At 65.7% G+C, this 17,223-nt stretch carries 16 protein-coding genes; 5 read left to right on the top strand and 11 right to left on the bottom strand.

The window, feature by feature from the left end:
* Positions 1-16: 16 nt before the first annotated feature.
* A complete protein-coding gene (gene ettA, locus GU920_RS03535) occupies positions 17-1,672 on the top strand; it encodes an energy-dependent translational throttle protein EttA (protein ID WP_161765573.1) in 1,656 nt (551 codons plus the stop codon).
* 51 nt (positions 1,673-1,723) lie between these two features.
* Here the strand turns inward: ettA and GU920_RS03530 are convergent, their stop codons facing one another.
* The 8 genes from GU920_RS03530 to GU920_RS03495 form a co-directional block, all read right to left on the bottom strand.
* Positions 1,724-3,232: an aldehyde dehydrogenase family protein gene (locus GU920_RS03530; RefSeq protein ID WP_161765572.1), complete on the bottom strand. Its 1,509-nt coding sequence runs from the start codon at positions 3,230-3,232 to the stop codon at positions 1,724-1,726.
* A gap of 39 nt (positions 3,233-3,271) precedes the next feature.
* Positions 3,272-3,619, bottom strand: a complete 348-nt coding sequence (locus GU920_RS03525) for a cupin domain-containing protein (RefSeq protein WP_161765571.1) — start codon at positions 3,617-3,619, stop codon at positions 3,272-3,274.
* A gap of 38 nt (positions 3,620-3,657) precedes the next feature.
* Entirely contained in the window at positions 3,658-4,020 is a 363-nt protein-coding gene (locus tag GU920_RS03520) for a cupin domain-containing protein (RefSeq protein WP_201743962.1), read from the bottom strand.
* Positions 4,013-5,305, bottom strand: a complete 1,293-nt coding sequence (locus GU920_RS03515; protein WP_161765570.1) for a nucleotide disphospho-sugar-binding domain-containing protein — start codon at positions 5,303-5,305, stop codon at positions 4,013-4,015. The genes GU920_RS03520 and GU920_RS03515 overlap by 8 nt, the downstream gene beginning before the upstream one ends.
* Positions 5,306-5,334: 29 nt before the next feature.
* Positions 5,335-6,384, bottom strand: coding sequence for an ABC transporter ATP-binding protein (locus GU920_RS03510; protein WP_161765569.1), 1,050 nt, complete (start codon positions 6,382-6,384; stop codon positions 5,335-5,337).
* Positions 6,381-7,160 (bottom strand): ABC transporter permease, encoded by a 780-nt coding sequence (locus GU920_RS03505; protein ID WP_161765568.1) that lies wholly within the window; start codon positions 7,158-7,160, stop codon positions 6,381-6,383. Before GU920_RS03505 ends, GU920_RS03510 begins: the two co-directional genes overlap by 4 nt.
* Positions 7,157-8,029, bottom strand: a complete 873-nt coding sequence (locus tag GU920_RS03500) for an ABC transporter permease (RefSeq protein ID WP_235933038.1) — start codon at positions 8,027-8,029, stop codon at positions 7,157-7,159. Before GU920_RS03500 ends, GU920_RS03505 begins: the two co-directional genes overlap by 4 nt.
* Positions 8,030-8,137: 108 nt before the next feature.
* Complete coding sequence (locus tag GU920_RS03495; protein WP_328799230.1) at positions 8,138-9,202, bottom strand: polyamine ABC transporter substrate-binding protein; 1,065 nt, start codon at positions 9,200-9,202, stop codon at positions 8,138-8,140.
* 198 nt (positions 9,203-9,400) lie between these two features.
* On the opposite strand from GU920_RS03495, the gene GU920_RS03490 reads away from it, so the two are divergent.
* Both GU920_RS03490 and GU920_RS03485 read left to right on the top strand, forming a co-directional pair.
* Positions 9,401-10,342 carry a GntR family transcriptional regulator gene (locus GU920_RS03490; RefSeq protein WP_161765567.1) on the top strand — a complete coding sequence of 314 codons (942 nt, stop codon included), beginning with the start codon at positions 9,401-9,403 and terminating at the stop codon, positions 10,340-10,342.
* A complete protein-coding gene (locus GU920_RS03485; protein ID WP_161765566.1) occupies positions 10,339-11,637 on the top strand; it encodes a nucleotide disphospho-sugar-binding domain-containing protein in 1,299 nt (432 codons plus the stop codon). The genes GU920_RS03490 and GU920_RS03485 overlap by 4 nt, the downstream gene beginning before the upstream one ends.
* Before the next feature lie 22 nt (positions 11,638-11,659).
* Here GU920_RS03485 and GU920_RS03480 read toward each other — a convergent pair whose 3' ends face one another.
* Positions 11,660-12,580 carry a DMT family transporter gene (locus GU920_RS03480; RefSeq protein ID WP_161765565.1) on the bottom strand — a complete coding sequence of 307 codons (921 nt, stop codon included), beginning with the start codon at positions 12,578-12,580 and terminating at the stop codon, positions 11,660-11,662.
* A 107-nt stretch (positions 12,581-12,687) separates the two neighbouring features.
* Here GU920_RS03480 and ade point away from each other — a divergent pair, with 107 nt between their 5' ends.
* Both ade and GU920_RS03470 read left to right on the top strand, forming a co-directional pair.
* Positions 12,688-14,400, top strand: coding sequence for an adenine deaminase (ade, locus tag GU920_RS03475; protein ID WP_161765564.1), 1,713 nt, complete (start codon positions 12,688-12,690; stop codon positions 14,398-14,400).
* Between the two features lie 93 nt (positions 14,401-14,493).
* Positions 14,494-15,153 (top strand): exopolysaccharide biosynthesis protein, encoded by a 660-nt coding sequence (locus GU920_RS03470; protein ID WP_161765563.1) that lies wholly within the window; start codon positions 14,494-14,496, stop codon positions 15,151-15,153.
* Here the strand turns inward: GU920_RS03470 and GU920_RS03465 are convergent, their stop codons facing one another.
* Both GU920_RS03465 and GU920_RS03460 read right to left on the bottom strand, forming a co-directional pair.
* Positions 15,154-16,545 carry a sensor histidine kinase gene (locus GU920_RS03465; RefSeq protein ID WP_161765562.1) on the bottom strand — a complete coding sequence of 464 codons (1,392 nt, stop codon included), beginning with the start codon at positions 16,543-16,545 and terminating at the stop codon, positions 15,154-15,156.
* The gene (locus tag GU920_RS03460) at positions 16,542-17,216 is read right to left on the bottom strand and encodes a response regulator transcription factor (protein WP_161765561.1); all 675 of its coding nucleotides are present in this window, start codon (positions 17,214-17,216) and stop codon (positions 16,542-16,544) included. The genes GU920_RS03465 and GU920_RS03460 overlap by 4 nt, the downstream gene beginning before the upstream one ends.
* Between the last annotated feature and the right edge of the window lie 7 nt (positions 17,217-17,223).

Raw genomic sequence — 17,223 nt, 5'->3', positions numbered from 1 at the left:
ACGCAGGAGCGGCACGATGGCCTCGTATCAATACGTCTATCACATGGATGGCGTGTCAAAGACCTATCCCGGCGGCAAGAAGGTGTTTGAAAACATCCGCCTGAACTTTCTGCCCGGCGTCAAGATCGGCGTGGTTGGGGTGAACGGGGCGGGGAAATCTACTCTGCTGCGCGTGATGGCCGGCTGGGACAAGGATTTTCAGGGTGAGGCTTGGGCCGCCAAAGGCGCCAAGGTCGGCTATCTGCCGCAGGAGCCGCACCTCGACCCGAACCTGACCGTGCGCGAGAACGTCAAGCTGGGGGTTGCCGAAAAGCAGGCCAAGCTCGACCGCTACAACGAACTGGCCATGAACTATTCGGACGAGACCGCCGAAGAGATGGCCCGTCTGCAGGATGAGATCGACGCCGAAAACCTCTGGGATCTCGACAGCCAGATCGACGTCGCGATGGAGGCGCTCCGCTGCCCGCCCGATGATGCGAATGTCGAAACCCTGTCGGGCGGGGAACGCCGCCGCGTGGCGCTGTGCAAGCTGCTGCTTGAGGCGCCCGACATGCTGCTGCTCGACGAACCGACGAACCACCTTGATGCCGAAACCATCGCCTGGCTGCAAAAGCACCTGATCGAATACAAGGGCACGATCCTGACGGTCACCCACGACCGCTATTTCCTGGACGACATCACGACCTGGATCCTGGAACTGGAACGCGGGCGCGGCATCCCGCATGAGGGCAACTATTCGTCGTGGCTGGATGCCAAGGCCAAGCGGTTGGCGCAGGAAGCGCGCGAGGACAAGGCCAAGCAGAAGGTTCTGGAAAAGGAACTGGAATGGATCCGCGCGGGCGCCAAGGCGCGGCAGGCCAAATCCAAGGCCCGTATCCAGGCCTATGAGAAGATGGCGGATGAATCGGTCAAGGAACTGGTGGGCAAGGCCCAGATCATCATCCCGCACGGTCCGCGCCTTGGATCGAAGGTCATCGAGTTCGAGAACGTGTCCAAGGCGATGGGCGACAAGCAGCTGATCGAGAACCTCAGCTTCTCGTTGCCCCCCGGCGGGATCGTGGGCGTGATCGGGCCGAACGGCGCGGGGAAATCCACGCTGATGAAGATGATCACCGGGCAGGAAAAGCCCGACAGCGGGACGATCACGCTGGGCGATACGGTGCAGCTGTCCTATGTGGACCAGTCGCGCGATGCGCTGGACCCCAACAAGAACGTCTGGGAAGAGATCACCGACGCGCTGGATATCGTGGTTCTGGGCGATGCCGAGGTGAACTCTCGCGCTTATTGTTCCTCTTTCAACTTCAAGGGATCAGACCAGCAGAAGAAGGTGGGCATCCTGTCGGGCGGGGAGCGCAACCGGGTGCATATGGCCAAGCTCTTGAAATCCGGCGGCAACGTCCTGCTGCTGGACGAACCGACCAACGATCTGGACGTGGAAACGCTGCAGGCGCTGGAAGCGGCGATCGAGGAATTCGCGGGCTGCGCGGTGATCATCAGCCACGACCGTTTCTTCCTTGACCGGCTTTGCACCCATATCCTCGCCTTCGAAGGCGATGCCCATGTGGAATGGTTCGAAGGCAATTTCCAAGATTACGAGGAAGACAAGATCCGCCGCCTCGGCCCGGATTCGGTAGAGCCGAAGCGGGTGAAGTACAAGAAGTTCACCCGCTGATCCGAAGGGCCGGGGGGGTGCGGGGGGGCGCTTGCGCCCCCCCGCCGCCATTCAGACATGGCTGCGCCCGACGGAATCGTGGAACCAGTCGTCGGGATAGGGGTACCACCACCCCTGGATCGTGGGTTTGTGGTCGATGACCACCATCTTGGATCGGCGGAACGTGTCCAGCCCGAGGCGCGACAGCTCGCGCCCGATCCCGGATTTCTTCCACCCGCCGAAGGGCAGGGCGTCATTGTCGATCAGCGGGTTGTTGACCCAGACCATCCCCGCCTCCAGCCGTTCGGCGGCGTCCATCGCCTCGTCCAGCGCGGTGGTGAAGATCGACGCGCCAAGGCCGAAATCCGACGCGTTCGCCATCGTGATGGCCGTGTCGAAATCCGGCACGCGGCAGATGGCGGCGACGGGGCCGAAACATTCCTCGCGCAGGATATCCATGTCGGGGGTGCAGCCCGTCAGGATCGTGGGTTCGTAGAACCAACCCACGGGCTGGTCGGGCGGGATGCGGCCCCCGGTGATGACGGTGGCGCCCTTGGCGCGGGCGTCTTCCACCAGACGGATGACCTTGTCCCTTGCCGCCTCTGAAACGAGCGGCCCGATCTCGGCCCGGCTCAGGCCATGGCCGATGCGCAGACGCGCGGTTTCCCGCGCGAAGCGGGCAACGAAATCGTCATGGATCGCGTCTTCGACAAAGAACCGCTCGGCCGAGGTGCAGACCTGCCCCGACATGTGGAAGGCGGCCGTCACGGCGCCGGCAGCGGCCACGTCGAGGGGGGCATGGCGCGTAATGATCATCGGGTCCGATCCCCCGGCCTCGATCACGGCCGGTTTCATCTCGCCCGCTGCCGCCATGGCCACGTGGCGCGCGGCGGCGATCGATCCGGTGAAGGCCACGGCATGGGTGCGGGGCGACTTGATCAGCGCCTGCGCGCAATCCGCCCCGCCGGGCAGGCAGGCGACAAGGCCGCGGGGCAGGTCGGCGAACACCTCCATGAAGATGAGCGTGGATAGGGTGGTGGCAGGCGCGGGCTTGATGATGCAGCCATTTCCGGCGGCAAGCGAGGCGGCCACCGTCCAGCACATCAGAAGGATGGGGAAGTTGAACGGCATGATGTGGACGGACAGTCCCAAGGGTTCATACCGCGCGAACTGGAAGGACCCCGCCTGTGTGGTGCCTGCGACCTTGCCCCCGTCATCACGGGCCATCTCGGCAAAATAGCGGAAGGCGCCCGCGCAGTTGGCGACCTCGCCGATGGCTTCGGGGTAGGGTTTGCCCATCTCGCGCGACATGGTTTCGGCACAAAAGCGCATGTCGGTCGCCTCGATCCGGGCGGCCACGCGGTGCAGCGCCGTGGCGCGGGTCTTGGCATCAAGCCGCGCCCAGTGGCGCTGCGCCGCCGTCGCGGCGGCGAGCGCCTGGTCGATCTCGGCCCCCGTGCTGTCGGCGATCTGGCCGACGGTGGCCAGCGTGGCGGGGTCGATCACCGGGCGGGGTGGCCCGGACAGGGGCATGTAGCCGCCCTGCAGGAAGTGACAGGGCTGGTTCAGGTCGAAGGGCATCGTCCGGCGGTCCTTGGTATTGTGACGGAAGGTGGGGCGTCAGCGGATCATGTAGACCTTCTTGATCGTCTCATGCACGGTGCAGACCCCCTTCCAGTCCTGCGGGAAGAAGGCGGCGGTGTCGGGCGTGATCTCGATCACCTCGCCGCTTTCGTGGACATAGGTGCAGCGGCCCTGAAGGAAGTGGCAGAATTCGTCACGCGTGACGTGACATTCCCATTTGCCCGGCGTGCAGACCCACAGGCCACATTCGGATTGTCCGTCCGGCCCCTTGTGGATGACAAGGCCGGAGGTGCGGCTTTCGCCTTCGATCATGGTGGGGATCACGCCCCAATCCTTCAGTTCCGTCTGTTCCAGCGGTTTGCGCATCAGCGGTGTGGCGGTCATGGTTCTTCTTTCCGTGTTGGGGCTGGTGACCGGGTCGGTCAGGCCAGCAGATAGATGTTGCGCATCGTGTCATGCACGGTGCATTCGCCGGTCCAGCCAGCGGGGAACAGGACGGCGGTGCCGGGCGTGATCTCGATCACCTCGCCCGTGTCAGAGCGGTAAGTGGCCCGCCCGGCGACGAAATGGCAGAATTCGTCGCGCGGGATGGACAGGCGCCAGCGGCCCGGGGTGCAGACCCAGATGCCGCATTCGGGCTGGTTCCCCGGCCCCTTGAACAGAAGCCGCCCGGTGGAATGGGATTGGCCTTCAAGGCAATCGGGCTGTGCACCCCAATCGGCAAGATCGGAGAATGTGGTGGCCCCATGGATATGCGGGGCGGATGATTTCAGGCTGTCAGGCATGGAAGGCCCCGGTTGTGACGATCTGATCAAGGATGGCGGCGGCCTTCTGCTGGCCGTTGCGCGATTGCATATGGGCCGAGGTGGCGGCCAGCCGCGCCTTCATGGCGGGGTCGGTCAGGCAGGCCTGCAGTTTCGCGGCAAGGTCGGCATCGGTCCAGTCATAGCGGTGCAGGTGGAAGCCGTGGCCGGTTTCATCGACGCGGGTGGCGTTGTCATGCCCGTCCCAGACATAGGGCATGATGATCGCAGGCTTTCCGAAATAGAGGCACTCGGTAAAGCTGTTGTTGCCGCCGTGATGGATGACAGCATCCACCATAGGGATGACCGAAGGCTGGGGGAACCAGCTGTCGATCACCACGTTGGGCGGCAGGTCGCTGTATTCGCCCAAGTAATCGCCCACGTTCACCAGCGCGCGATAGGGCATCTTGCCGATGGCGGCGATGATGCGCTTGAGCAGGTCCGTATCGCCCGCGCCAAGGCTGCCGAAGGAGACATAGATCAGCGGCTTGTCACCATGGGCGGCGAAGGCGGGCATCTCATAGGGTTTTTCCTTGCGGACGCAGCCCTCCAGATACTGGAACTGCGCGGGGTTCAGCGGCTCGCTGCGGGTGAATTTCACCGGTTCCGGGTAGAGGAGCAGGTTCATGAAGGGCGACGCCTCGAAGAACTGGCCCAGCGGATAGGCGGCTTCGCCATTTTCGGCGAGGAAGGCGTTGAACTGGTCATGCAGCGGCTTGATCACGGCGTTGAAGCGCGCGCGATAGGCGGCGTGGCAGGCGTGATCCGCGGCCTTGCAGCCCGACAGGTGGGGAGGGATTGCCTCATCCTCGATCTCGTTCTCGGAACAGGAGATGATCCGCACCCAGGGTTTGCCGAATTGCTTGATTGCCGGGAACAGGATCACATTGTCCACGCAGATCATGTCGGGCTTGATCCGGTCGAGCACGGCGGGCAGGTCCTTTTGCGCCCAGCGCGCGCTTTCCACGATCGCGGTCCAGCAATCCAGAACGTAATTGTCGATCTGGTCATAGGGCGATTTGCGGAAGTTCGGGATGTGGCCGTTGATGAAATCCTCCCAGAACTTGGCCATCTGTTCGGGCGGCATGGGTTCGGACAGGTTCACGGGATGGGCTTCGAACCCATAGCCTTCGTAGACAGACAGAAACCCCGGATCGGACAGGAACACGGCCTTGTGGCCCAAGGCCTGCACCGCCTGCGCGATGCCGACAGAGTTCAGCGCGGGGCCGAAGGCCGCTTCGGGGAAGAAGGCGATGGTCTTTGGCATGGTGGCTCCTTTTGCGGATCAGGATCGGGTCAGTCGGGAAAGAAGGTGCAGCGGTCGGGGGGCAGGGCGATGTGCAGCGTGCCGCCCACGGCGGGGGTGAGGTCGGCACGGGCAGGGATGCGCAGTTGCAGCGGGGTGCCGCAGGCGGACAGGGTGACATGCAGCACGCGGTCCAAGCCGTGATAGGCGATGTCGCGCAAGGTGGCGGGGATGCCCGCGCCCGGTTCGGCCAGCGCCACATCCTCGGGCCGGATGGCGAGGACGGCACGCCCGGGCGGGGCGCCCGGTGCGGCCAGGTCGATCGCAGGGGCGGTGAAGCGGGCGCCCGCGTCAATCACGCCGGGGACGAAGTTCATCGTGCCGATGAAATTCGCAACGAACCGGTCGGCGGGCCGTTGGTAGACATCTTCCGGCGTGCCGCATTGCAGAAGCCGCCCGTCGCGCAGGATGGCAATGCGGTCGGCCATCACCAGCGCCTCTTCCTGATCATGGGTGACGATGACGAAGGTGATCCCCACCTCATGCTGCAGGCGTTTCAGTTCCAGCTGCATCCTTTCGCGCAGCTTGCGGTCCAGCGCGCCCAAGGGTTCGTCCAGGAGCAGCACGCGCGGCCGTTTCACCAGGGCGCGGGCTAGGGCCACGCGCTGCTTCTGGCCGCCCGACAGTTGATCCGGCTTGCGGTCGGCGAAGGGGGCGAGGTCGGTCACCGCCATGATCTCATCGACGCGCGCGGCGATCTCTGGCTTGGCAAGACGCTCCATCTCCAGCCCGTAGGCGATGTTGCGCGCCACCGTCATGTGCGGGAACAGCGCATAGGATTGGAACATCAGGTTCAGCGGGCGGCGTTCGGGTTTCAGCGCGGTGATGTCCTGCCCGTCCAGCAGGATGCGGCCTTCGGTCGGCGCCTCGAACCCCGCCAGCATCCGCAGCAGGGTGGATTTGCCGCAGCCGGAAGGGCCGAGCAGGGCGAAGAATTCGTTCCGCCGCAGATCGAGCGAGATGCCGTCCACGGCGCGGGTGGCCCCGAAATCCTTGGTCAGCCCTTCGAGGGCGAGGAAGCGGTCAGCTGCGGCGGTCATCGCAACGTATCCTTGTTAAGCCATTGCGACAGGATCAGGGCGGTGGCGCTGACGCCCATGACGAGGGTGGCGAGGGCGTTGATTTCCGGCGTGATGCCGAAGCGGATCATCGAATAGATCTGCATGGGCAGCGTGATCGACGATCGCCCTGCGCCCGCCGTGAAGAAGGCGATGATGAATTCGTCGATGGACAGGGTGAAGGCCAACAGTGCCCCGGCGATGATCGCGGGCAGAAGGACGGGGCAGGTGACGCGCCAGAACGTCGTCCAGCCCGAGGCGCCCAGATCGCGCGACGCCTCGACGATGGAATGGTCGAAATGCTTCAGCCGGGCGCGGACGATGGAGCAGACGAAGGCAAGGCAGAAGATCACATGGCTGACCACGATCGTGTGCAGGCCAAGGGGCAGCCCGAGGCGCGAGAAAAAGGACAACAACCCCACCGCCAGCACGATATCCGGGATCACCATGGGCGCGAAGACCAGCGCCTCGACCACCGTCCCGTTGCGGCGGCGGTTTTCCAGCCCCAGCGCCAGAAGCGTGCCAAGGATGGTGGAGATCAGCGTGGCAAAGGCAGCCACGATCAGGGTGTTGGAGGCCGCGCCCAGAATGTCGCTGTTGCTGGCCAGCGCGCCGTACCATTGCAATGTGAAGCCCGACCAAACCGTGGGCAGGCCAGAGGCGTTGAAGGAAAGGCCAACCAGCACCGCGATGGGCAGGTAGAGAAACCCGAAGACAAGGATCAGGATCGTGCGACCGGCCCAGCGATGCGGTTTCATGCCGCCTCCTCGCGCGCGGGCGGGCGGGTGCCCGCGGCGCGGTCCGTCAGCCGGGCCTGAATGGTCAGAAGGAGGAGCATCAGAAGGATGAGGATCATCCCCAGCGCCGCGCCGAAGGGCCAGTCATTGGCGGTCAGGAACTGGTCATAGACAAGGTTGCCGATCATCTGGAACCGCCCGCCCCCCAGCAGCGCCGGGGTGACGAAGTTGCCGATGGAGAGGACGAAGATGAACACGCCCCCGGCCGCCACGCCCGGCAGCGTCATGGGCAATGTCACCCGCAGGAAGGTGCGCACCGGCCCGGCGCCAAGGTCGCGCGACGCCTCGGCCAGTTGCGGATCAAGGCGCGACAGGCTGGAATAGATCGCAAGGATGACGAAGGGCAGGTAGTTGTAGACCAGCCCCACGATCACCGCGCCTTCGGTGTAGAGCATCGACAGGGGCTCGCCCGTGTAGCCTGCGCTGGTGAGCAGGCTATTAATCAGGCCTTCACGGTTCAGAAGCACGATCCAGGCATAGGTGCGGATCAGGTAGTTGCTCCAGAACGGCAGGACGGCGAAGAACAGAAGGATCGGCTGGCGGCGGCGCGGGGCGCGGCTGATGGCATAGGCCGCCGGGTAGGCGATCAGCAGGGCGATCGCTGTGGCCGTTGCGGCGATGCGGGCGGATGTCAGGAAGACGCCCGCATAGAGGGGGTCGAACACGCGGGCGAAGTTGCCAAGCGTGAAGGTGTAGACGATCCCGCCCCATGTGCCGCGTTCAAAGAATGCATAGGCAAAAAGCAGCAGGCACGGCACGACCATGAACAGCACGAGCCAGAGCAGGGCTGGCAGGGCGCGGGGGTCTGGTCTGCGAAGGAAGGCGGGCAAGGCTTCTCCGGTCGCGCGGCATGCGGCAAGGGGTTGCGGTGGGTAAGGGGGAGGGTGGGGGGGTGCGGGGGGGACTTGGTCCCCCCCGCCGGTCCTAGGGCATGGGTGTCAGTTCGCGGCCTTGATCTCGCTCACCGCGCGGGAGAAGGCGGGTTGGGCATCGCCCAGATCGCGCATGAGCTCGTACCCCGCCAGCTCTGCCGGGGTGATTGCCATATTCGGGAACTGCTCCAACAGCGCGGGATCAAGGCTTTCCATCGCGGCTTTGTTCGGCACCTTGTACAGGATGTTCTGCGCCGCCCAGGCGTGGTTGCCGGCATCGAGGATGAAGTTCAGAAACTTCATCGCGTTCTCGCGGTTCTCGCCATTCGCCATCACGACCATCGTATCCACCCAGAGGTCGGATCCTTCCTTCGGCACGGCAAAACGGATGTCGGCGTTTTCGGCGATGCCGTAATTGCACCAGCCATCCCAGGCATGCACCAGCGACGCCTCGCCCGAGACGAGCTTGGCATAGAAGGTTGTGTCGTCATAGGCGAGGAGGGATTTCTTCGCCTCGATCAGCAGGTCGCGGGCGGCGTCGATCTTGGCCTGATCGGCTTCATTGACCGAAGACCCCTGCGCCAGCAGGCCCGCCGCCATCAGCCAGCGGTCGGTGGCCAGCATGGTGACCTTGCCCTTCAGCGCATCCGCAGGCTGCAGCAGCGCCGACCAGCTGTCGGGCGTGCCTTCCACCAGATCGGAGCGGTAGCACAGCCCCGTCGTCCCCCAGGCATAAGGGACCGCGAAGGTGGCACCGGGGTCATAGGCCAACGCCGCCGCCTCGGGGTAGAGATTGGCGATGTTGGGCACCGCCGCATGGTCGATGGGGGCAAGCAGGCCCTGCTTGTTCAGGATCTCGGCAAAGGGCGAAGACACAAAGACCACGTCATAGCCCGCGCCCTGACTGGCCATCAGCTTGCCCATGATTTCTTCGTTGGTGGCGTGGTTGACGATTTCCACCTCCAGCCCGGTTGCGGCCTTGAAGGTTTCGGCGATGTCGGGGGCCATGTAGCCATCCCAGTTCGAGATGACGAGATCCGCCGCCAGCGTGGCCGGGGCGGTCGCGATCAGCGCGATGGCCGCCAGCGCGGGGGCAAGGGGTGGCAGGCTAGGGGTAATCCTCTGGGTCACGGCGATGCTCCTTCTGTTGGTGGTCGGCTCTTGGCCGGGTCGCCGCTTTGTGCGGTCTGTGCGCAAACTGTATTATTTTCGAAAAAAATGCGTCAACTGTTGAATCGGTTGCCCTGCAAGATTCCTGCAGATGGGCGATATCCGCTGGTATCAGGCCGATTTCTGGGTAAACTTGGCGGGAACGGGAAGGATCTGCCGATGTCGGACAAGGGGCGCGCGTATCTTCGGCATGTCGAGTTGGCGCAAAAAATACTTCAGCTTGCGACGGAGCGCGACATGAAGGCGGGGGAGCGGCTTGTGGAACAGGCGCTGGCCGCGCTGTGCAACGTATCGCGCACGCCGATCCGCAAGGCGCTTCTGGTTCTGGTGGAGCAGGGGGTGGCCGCCCCCGATCCCGAAGGTGGCCTGTCCCTTGCCATCGACGCGGCGCTGGTGCCGGGGCTGGTGCCGCCGGGGCCAGAGGCGGCGGAGGACAGCCTGCATGCGGCGATCCTGCGCGATCTGGGCGCCGGGCGGATCGAAGAGGCGCAGACCGTGGCCAGCTTGCAGCGCCGCTATGGCGCGGCGCGGGCCTCGGTGCAGAATGCGCTGGCAAGGCTTGGCGAAGAGGGGCTTGCGGAACGGGGCGCGGGGCAGCAATGGCTGCTCAAGCAATTCGCGGTCAGTGCTGATGCGGCGGCGGCAAGCTATGAGTTCCGGCTTGCGACCGAACCCCTGGCGCTGACGATGCCGGGCTTTCGCCGCGACGCGACGGCGATCCTGTCGCTGCGTCAGGCCATGCTGACCCTGCGGCGGATGGAGGAGGACAGCTTCAACCGCCGCCTGTTCGAGCGGACGGATTTCGATTTCCACATGCTGGTCGCCAAGGGCTGCGGCAACCCCTTTCTGGCCGAGGTCCTGGCGGGCCACCACCGCCGCCGCCGCGCGGCACCCTGCGGCCCGGTTTCGACCTGGCGGCTGATGCAGTCCAATCTGGAACACTTGCAGATCGTGGAACAGATCGAGCGGGGTCAGATGCAGCTTGCCGCCGATCTGATGCGCGTGCACATCCAGCAGTCACAATCCCAAAGGCCACGTCTGGCGGGGCGCGGCGTGCCGCCCGCCTTCAAGATCGTGGCCCGGCAGGCAGGATCGGCATGACCGCAGGCAAGACCATCGCCCTTTTCCCCGAGGCCAGTTTCGGCGCGGCGCTGAACTGCGTGGGCATCGCGCAGGAACTGCGTCGGATGGGGGCGCGGCCCATCTTCATCTGCCATCCCGGCTTTAGCGGGGTCTTTGCCGAATATGGCTTCGCCGAATACCAGTTGGCCATTTCGGGTGAGGGGCAGGCGACGGATTGGACCGATTTCATCAACCGCCACCGCGATGCCTTTCGCCAGACCCCCCGCGCGCAACTCCACAGCTATGTGGGCCCGACATGGGATGCGATCGTGGATACGGCGATGGCGGTGGAACAGCCGCTGCGCCAGTTGCTGGCCAGCCTGCGGCCCGATGGGATCGTCTTGGACAATGTGGTGATGTTTCCCGCCATCGCGACGGCGGGCGTGCCGTGGATCCGCGTCATCTCCTGCGCCGAGACGGAATTGCCTGATCCGGCGGTGCCACCCTACCTGTCGGGGCTGGGTGAGGCGGGGCGCGATCAGTGGGACGATTTCGCACAGGCCTATGCGGAGGTTACGGCGCCCGCCCATCGCCGCCTGTCGGCCTTTCTGGCCGACTGTGGCATCGCCCCCCCGCCGCCTGGGCGGTTTCTGGACCCTTCGCCCTGGCTCAACCTCATGCTTGCGCCCCAGATCATCCGCCGCGCGCGGATGCGGCCGCTCGATCCGGAGCGGTTCGTGTTTCTGGATGGCTGCATGCGGCAAGAGGCGGCCTGGCAGTCGCCCGGATTTGCCAGCCACAACGACGCGCCGCTGGTGCTGACAAGTTTCGGGTCGCTCGGCGCGATGGATGTGGGGCTGATGCGGCGGATGATCGACGTCTTTGCCGAACTGCCCTGCCGGTTTGTGGTGAATGGCGGATCGTGGAGCGATGAATACACCGCCGTGCCCGACAATGTGCTGGTCGCGCCATGGTTTCCCCAGCCATCTGTCGTGGCGCAGGCGCAGCTTTTCATCCATCACGGCGGCAACAACTCGTTCTGCGAGGCGCTGTATTTCGGGGTGCCGTCGCTGGTGATGCCCTATTGCTGGGACGGGCACGACAATGCCTGCCGCGCAGTGGAGGCGGGCGTCGGGCGGGCGCTGGACCGTTATCGCTGGACCGAGGCCGAGTTCGCGCAGGCCATCACCGGCCTTCTGGCCGACGCGCCGATGCGGGCGCGGCTGGCCACCAATGCGCAGGCCATGCAGCGCCATCAGGGCGCGCGGGTGGCGGCCGAGCGCATCCTGTCGGTGGTCGAGGCGGCCGATAGCCCGCGGCGTGCGGCGGGCTGACCGGGACCGACAGGCCGGGGCATCATCCTTGCGGCGTCGTGACCTTGCGCTGCTGGGCGCGATCCTTGCCCAGCCGCCGTTCGCGCCAGATGATCAGGATGCCCGCGCAGATGATCAGGGCCGCGCCGATCAGCATGGTCCGACTGGGGACTTCGGCGAAGATGAACCAGCCGATGGCCAGCGCAAACAGCATGGAGGCATAATCGAAGGGCGCCACCAGCGAGGCATCCGCCTCGCGGTAGCTGGAGGTGAGCAGGATCTGCCCCAATCCGCCCAGGATGCCCGCCCCGATCAAAAGCAACGTTTCCATGGGTGTGGGCCAGACCCAGCCAAAAGGCAGCGTCGCCAAGGACAGCACCGTCGCGGTGAGCGAGAAGTAGAACACGATGGCCGGTGTCCGTTCCGTCTGCACCAGTTTGCGCACGAAGACCTGCGCCAGCGCGGCAAAGACGGCCCCGCCCAGCACCAGCATGGCGCCGAACGCCTCGGCATGGCTGGCGGTGCCGTCCAGCACCGTCAGGCGGGGCGAAAGCACGATCAGCACCCCCGCCATGCCAAGGGCCACGCAGGACAGGCGGAACAGGCGCACGTCTTCCCCCAGAAACATCGCTGCGAAGATCACGGTCAGCAGGGGTGCGGCATAGCCTATGGCCGTCACCTCGGGCAGCGGCAGATAGGCGAGCCCGGCAAAGCCAAGGCCCATGGCACAAGTGCCCGCAAAGCCGCGCCAGACATGGCCCATCGGGCTTTTGGCGCGCAGGCCGGTGGACAATTCGCGTGTCAGCATCAGCCAAACCACGATCACCGGGATCGCGAAGGCCGACCGGAAGAACACGGCCTGCCCGGCAGGCACATGCTCTGCCGTGGCCTTGATCATCGACACCATGACGATGAAGACGAGGACGGAGCCGAGTTTCAGGGCTATGCCGCGGAGCGGGCGCATGGTCACCTCTGGTGCTGGCAACGGTGGATCATCCTTTCTTCCCCGCCGCAAGGGGGGTGGACCCCGGCCGATGCTTGGGCTTTTCTGGTGGCAAAGGAGTGCCCGTCATGCCGCAGATTGCCCCCAAGGCCCCGCTGTCCGAGCGAATCGCGCAGGGGCGCGGCGTGGTGCCTGCCGATCTGGTGCTGCGTGGGGGGCGGGTGTTCGATCTGGTCACGGGCGATCTGGTGCCGACGGATGTGGCCATCTGCGGCGATACGATCGTGGGGGTGTTCGGCAGTTATGAGGGGCGGCGCGTGGTGGATGTGGGCGGTGCCATTCTGGTGCCGGGCTTCATCGACACGCATCTGCACATCGAATCCTCGCTGGTGACGCCCTTCGAGTTTGACCGCTGCGTTACCCCGCGTGGCGTGACCACGGCGATCTGCGATCCGCATGAGATCGCCAATGTCTGCGGGGTGGAGGGGATCACCTATTTTCTGGAAGCCTCCAGCCGCACGCTGATGGATATCCGGGTGCAGCTTTCCTCTTGCGTGCCGTCCACCCATATGGAAACCGCCGGCGCACGGCTGGAGGCGGCGGACCTGATCCCGCTGATGGACCATCCGCGCGGAATCGGGCTTGCGGAATTCATGAACTTTCCCGGCGTCCTGATGCAGGATGGGGCCTGCATGGCCAAGCTCGAGGCATGGCAGGGGCGGCATATCGACGGCCATGCGCCGCTGCTGCGGGGCAATGATCTGAACGGCTACATCGCGGCGGGCATCCGCACCGAGCATGAGGCCACCACCGCAGACGAGGCGCTGGAGAAGCTGCGCAAGGGGATGCGGGTGCTGATCCGCGAGGGATCGGTGTCCAAGGACCTGCACGCGCTGGCGCCCCTGCTGACGGAACGCCATTCGCCCTATCTGTGCCTGTGCACCGATGACCGCAACCCGCTCGACATCGCCGAGCATGGGCATCTGGACCATATGATCCGCACCGCCATCGCGCTGGGTGCATCGCCCTTGGCGGTCTATCGCGCGGCCAGCCTTTCGGCGGCCGAGGCGTTCGGGCTTAAGGATCGCGGGCTGATCGCGCCGGGAAAGCGCGCCGATATCGCGGTGATCGACAGTCTGGAGGGCTGCCACGCGGCCCGGGTCTTTGCGGGCGGGGTGGAGGTGACGGAGGCGGCCTTTGCGGCGCGGGCGGTGATCCCGCCAGTGGCGCGCCAGTCGGTCAAGGCGCGGCGGGTGGCGGCGCAGGATTTCCGCTGTGGCGGCAACCGGGTTGAGACGCCGGTGATCGGCATCCTGCCGGGAAAGATCATCACCGAACATCTGACCCATGACATCGCACCCACCGACGGCGACAAGCGGCCCGATCCGCAGCGCGACCTGATCCGCATCGCGGTGATCGAACGCCACGGGGTGAATGGCAACATCGCCACTGGCTTTGTGCAGGGGTTCGGCCTCAAGCGCGGGGCGATTGCTTCGACCGTCTGTCATGACCATCACAACATCGCTGTCGTGGGCGTGGATTATGCCGATATGGCGCTGGCCGCGAATCGGCTGGGCGAGATCGAGGGGGGCTTTGTGGTGGTGGAGGCCGGACGCTTGCTGGCGGAATTGCCCTTGCCCGTGGCCGGGTTGATGAGCCTTGCCCCCTTCGAGACGGTGCGCGAGGCCTTGGTCGCCCTGCGCGGCGCGGCGGCGGGATTGGGCGTGGTGCTGGAAGAGCCGTTCCTGCAACTGGCCTTTCTCGCCCTGCCGGTGATCCCGCATCTGAAGATCACCGATCACGGCATGGTGGATGTGGACCGGTTCGAGATCATCCCCTGAGGCGCGCCACAGGAAATCTGCGCGGGCGCAGGGTTGCGCTGGCGCCCGCCAGCACCGAAGTTGGGGGCAAGCGAAGGAAAGGACTGCCTGCCGATGGCACGGAGACGGAAGATCGCGCGGCGGTTTCGCAATATCGAAGGCGCGCCGCCCGAAGGGAAGAAGCGGTTTTCGCAGATATTGGACGAGATCGGTGCCGATGAACGGCGGGAGCGGGTTTCGGTATCCGATCTGATGCGGGCGATGGATGCGCGGGCGGTGGCGGCGCTGATCCTGCTGTTTGCGCTGCCCAATGTCGTGCCCACCCCGCCGGGGACATCCTCGGTGCTGGGGCTGCCGCTTTTGTACCTGACCGCGCAGATGATGCTGGGCAAGCTGCCATGGCTGCCCGCGATCATCGCGGATCGGTCCATGACGCGCAGCGATTTCAACGCCTTTGTTGGGCGAGTCACGCCGCTTTTGGCGCGGGTGGAGCGGCTCTTGCGCCCCCGGCTGTTCTTCATGACCGCCCCGCCGAGCGAGCGCATCATCGGGGGCATCTTCTTTCTGCTGGCCATCGTGCTGGCGCTGCCCATCCCGTTGGGCAACATGCTGCCCGCGCTGGCGATTTCCCTGATGGCGCTTGGCGTTCTGGAACGCGACGGGCTGTGGGTGATCTTTGGCGTGCTGGTGGGCGTGCTGTCGATGGTGATCGTGTCGGGCGTGGTCTGGGCCCTCGTGAAGGCCGCGGCCTTCATCCTGTTCAACGCGTTCTGATCAGGCGGCGTCGGGATCGGGGAACCGGCAGCGGATGATGTGCCGGGGCGGATCCTCGGCGCGTGCCTGCTGCAACTGGGCGCCGAAGAGGCGGGCGATTTCGCCCACCACCGCAAGGCCAAGGCCATGCGTCCCCTCCAGCGCATCCTTGCGCAGGTCCTGCCGGGCAAGCAGGCGGGGTAGCGCATCGGGGGGCAGGCCGGGGCCATTGTCTTCCACCTCGAGCACGGGACCGGCGGGGGTGGACAGGGCGCGCACGGTGATCACCGCCTGCGGGCCGGCATAGCGGATCGCGTTGTCGACAAGGTTGGTAAGAAGTTCGGCGCAGAGCACCGGATCGGCGCGTGCGATCAGCCGATCCTCGCCCTCGTAGCCAAGATCATGGCCGAAGCGATCGGCATTCGGGATCGCCTCGGCGGTGGTGGTGCGGGCGATGGCGGCCAGATCGGTTTCGGGCAGCGCGCGGCGGGCGGCGGCGGCATCCACCCGGGCCAGCACCATCAGCTGCGCCAGCACCCGCTCTGCCCGCACAAGCGCCGCCTCGGCCTTGGCGATGCTGTCCTGCGCCGCATCCGGGGTGGTACGGGCGATCAGGGCAAGCTGCGCCCGCACCGTGGCCAGCGGCGTGCGCAATTGATGGCCCGCATTGCCGGTGAAGTTGCGCAGGGCCTGCACGGCACCATCCAGCCGCTGCATGAAGCTGTTCATCGCGTCGATGGGGCCAGCCATTTCCGAAGGGATGTCGGCGCGCAGGGGGCTCAGGTCATCCGGCGCGCGGGCCGAAAGGCGGCGGGCCAGCCGGTCCATGGGGCGCAGCGCATTGGTCACCATCAGCCAGACGATCAGCGCCGCCCCTGCGGCCAGCCCTGCCAGCCGCAGCGCCGAGCGGATCAGGATCGACCGCGCCAAGGCATCGCGGGCGCGCGTGGATTCGGCCACGGTGACGGAAAAGCGCAGCGATTCCTCGCCCGTCGAGACCTGCCCGAAATGCGTGGCGATGCGGATGCGCGTATCGCCATAGCGGCCGTCTGCGAAGGCTGTGTCATCGCCGGGCGCGCCGGGCAGCGTGGCCAGATCCTCATAGCCCGAGAGAAAGCCGTCCGGCCCATCCACGCGATAGAAAACCCGGTCCTCGGCGGTAGAGGCCAGCATATCCAGCGCGGAATAGGGGAGATCCACCTGAATGTCGCCCGACAAATCGACGCTGACCCGCTCGGCGATGGCGAGGGCCGAACCGGCCAGCACCCGATCCGATACGCTTTGCGCCGTGCGGCGGGCCTCGCCCCATGTATCGACCAATGCGATCAGGCCGAGGATGACCGTGGATAGCAGCAGACCGCCCAGCAGTCTGCGGCGCAGCGACCAGCGCGAAAGGGCGGGGGCGGATGTCATGCGCTGGCGGCTTTGTCGATGTAATAGCCGATGCCCCGCGCCGTGCGCAGCACCACGCCATGCGGGCTGAGCCGCCGCCGCAGCCGCGAGACATACTGTTCGATCGCATTGTCGGACAGGCTGTCGTCGAGTGACGTCAGCGATTGCACGATCGTTTCCTTGCTGACCACGCGCCCCGCCCGTGTAAACAGCAGTTCCAGCAGCGCGAGTTCGCGCGCGGGCAGGTCGATGCCGCCTGCGGGCGTGGTCAGGCGGCGCGAGATCAGATCGAAGGTCACATCGCCCACGGTCAGCGTCGAGGCGCGCAGCCCCGCCTTGCGGCGCAGGAGCGAGCGGACGCGGGCTTCGAATTCCGTCACGTCGAAGGGCTTGGTCAGATAGTCATCCGCGCCAAGGTTCAGGCCGCGCACCCGTTCCTCTGGCGCGCCGCGCGCGGTCAGGATCATCACGGCGGCATCGTCGGACCGGGCGCGCATGGCGCGCAGCACGGACAGCCCGTCTTTTTCGGGAAGGTTGAGGTCGAGGATCACAAGGTCGAAGCGTTCCGAGGCACCCAGAACCTCGGCCGAGGCGCCGTCATGCACCGTGTCCACGGCATAGCCAGACTGGCCCAGCAGCGTGGTCAGCGCCTCGGCGAGGGGGCGGTCATCTTCGACAAGCATGATGCGCATGGGGCCT

Source organism: Paragemmobacter ruber, assembly GCF_009908315.1.
GTDB classification, from domain to species: Bacteria; Pseudomonadota; Alphaproteobacteria; order Rhodobacterales; family Rhodobacteraceae; genus Paragemmobacter; species Paragemmobacter ruber.
This window is presented reverse-complemented; position numbering and strand designations above follow the sequence as displayed.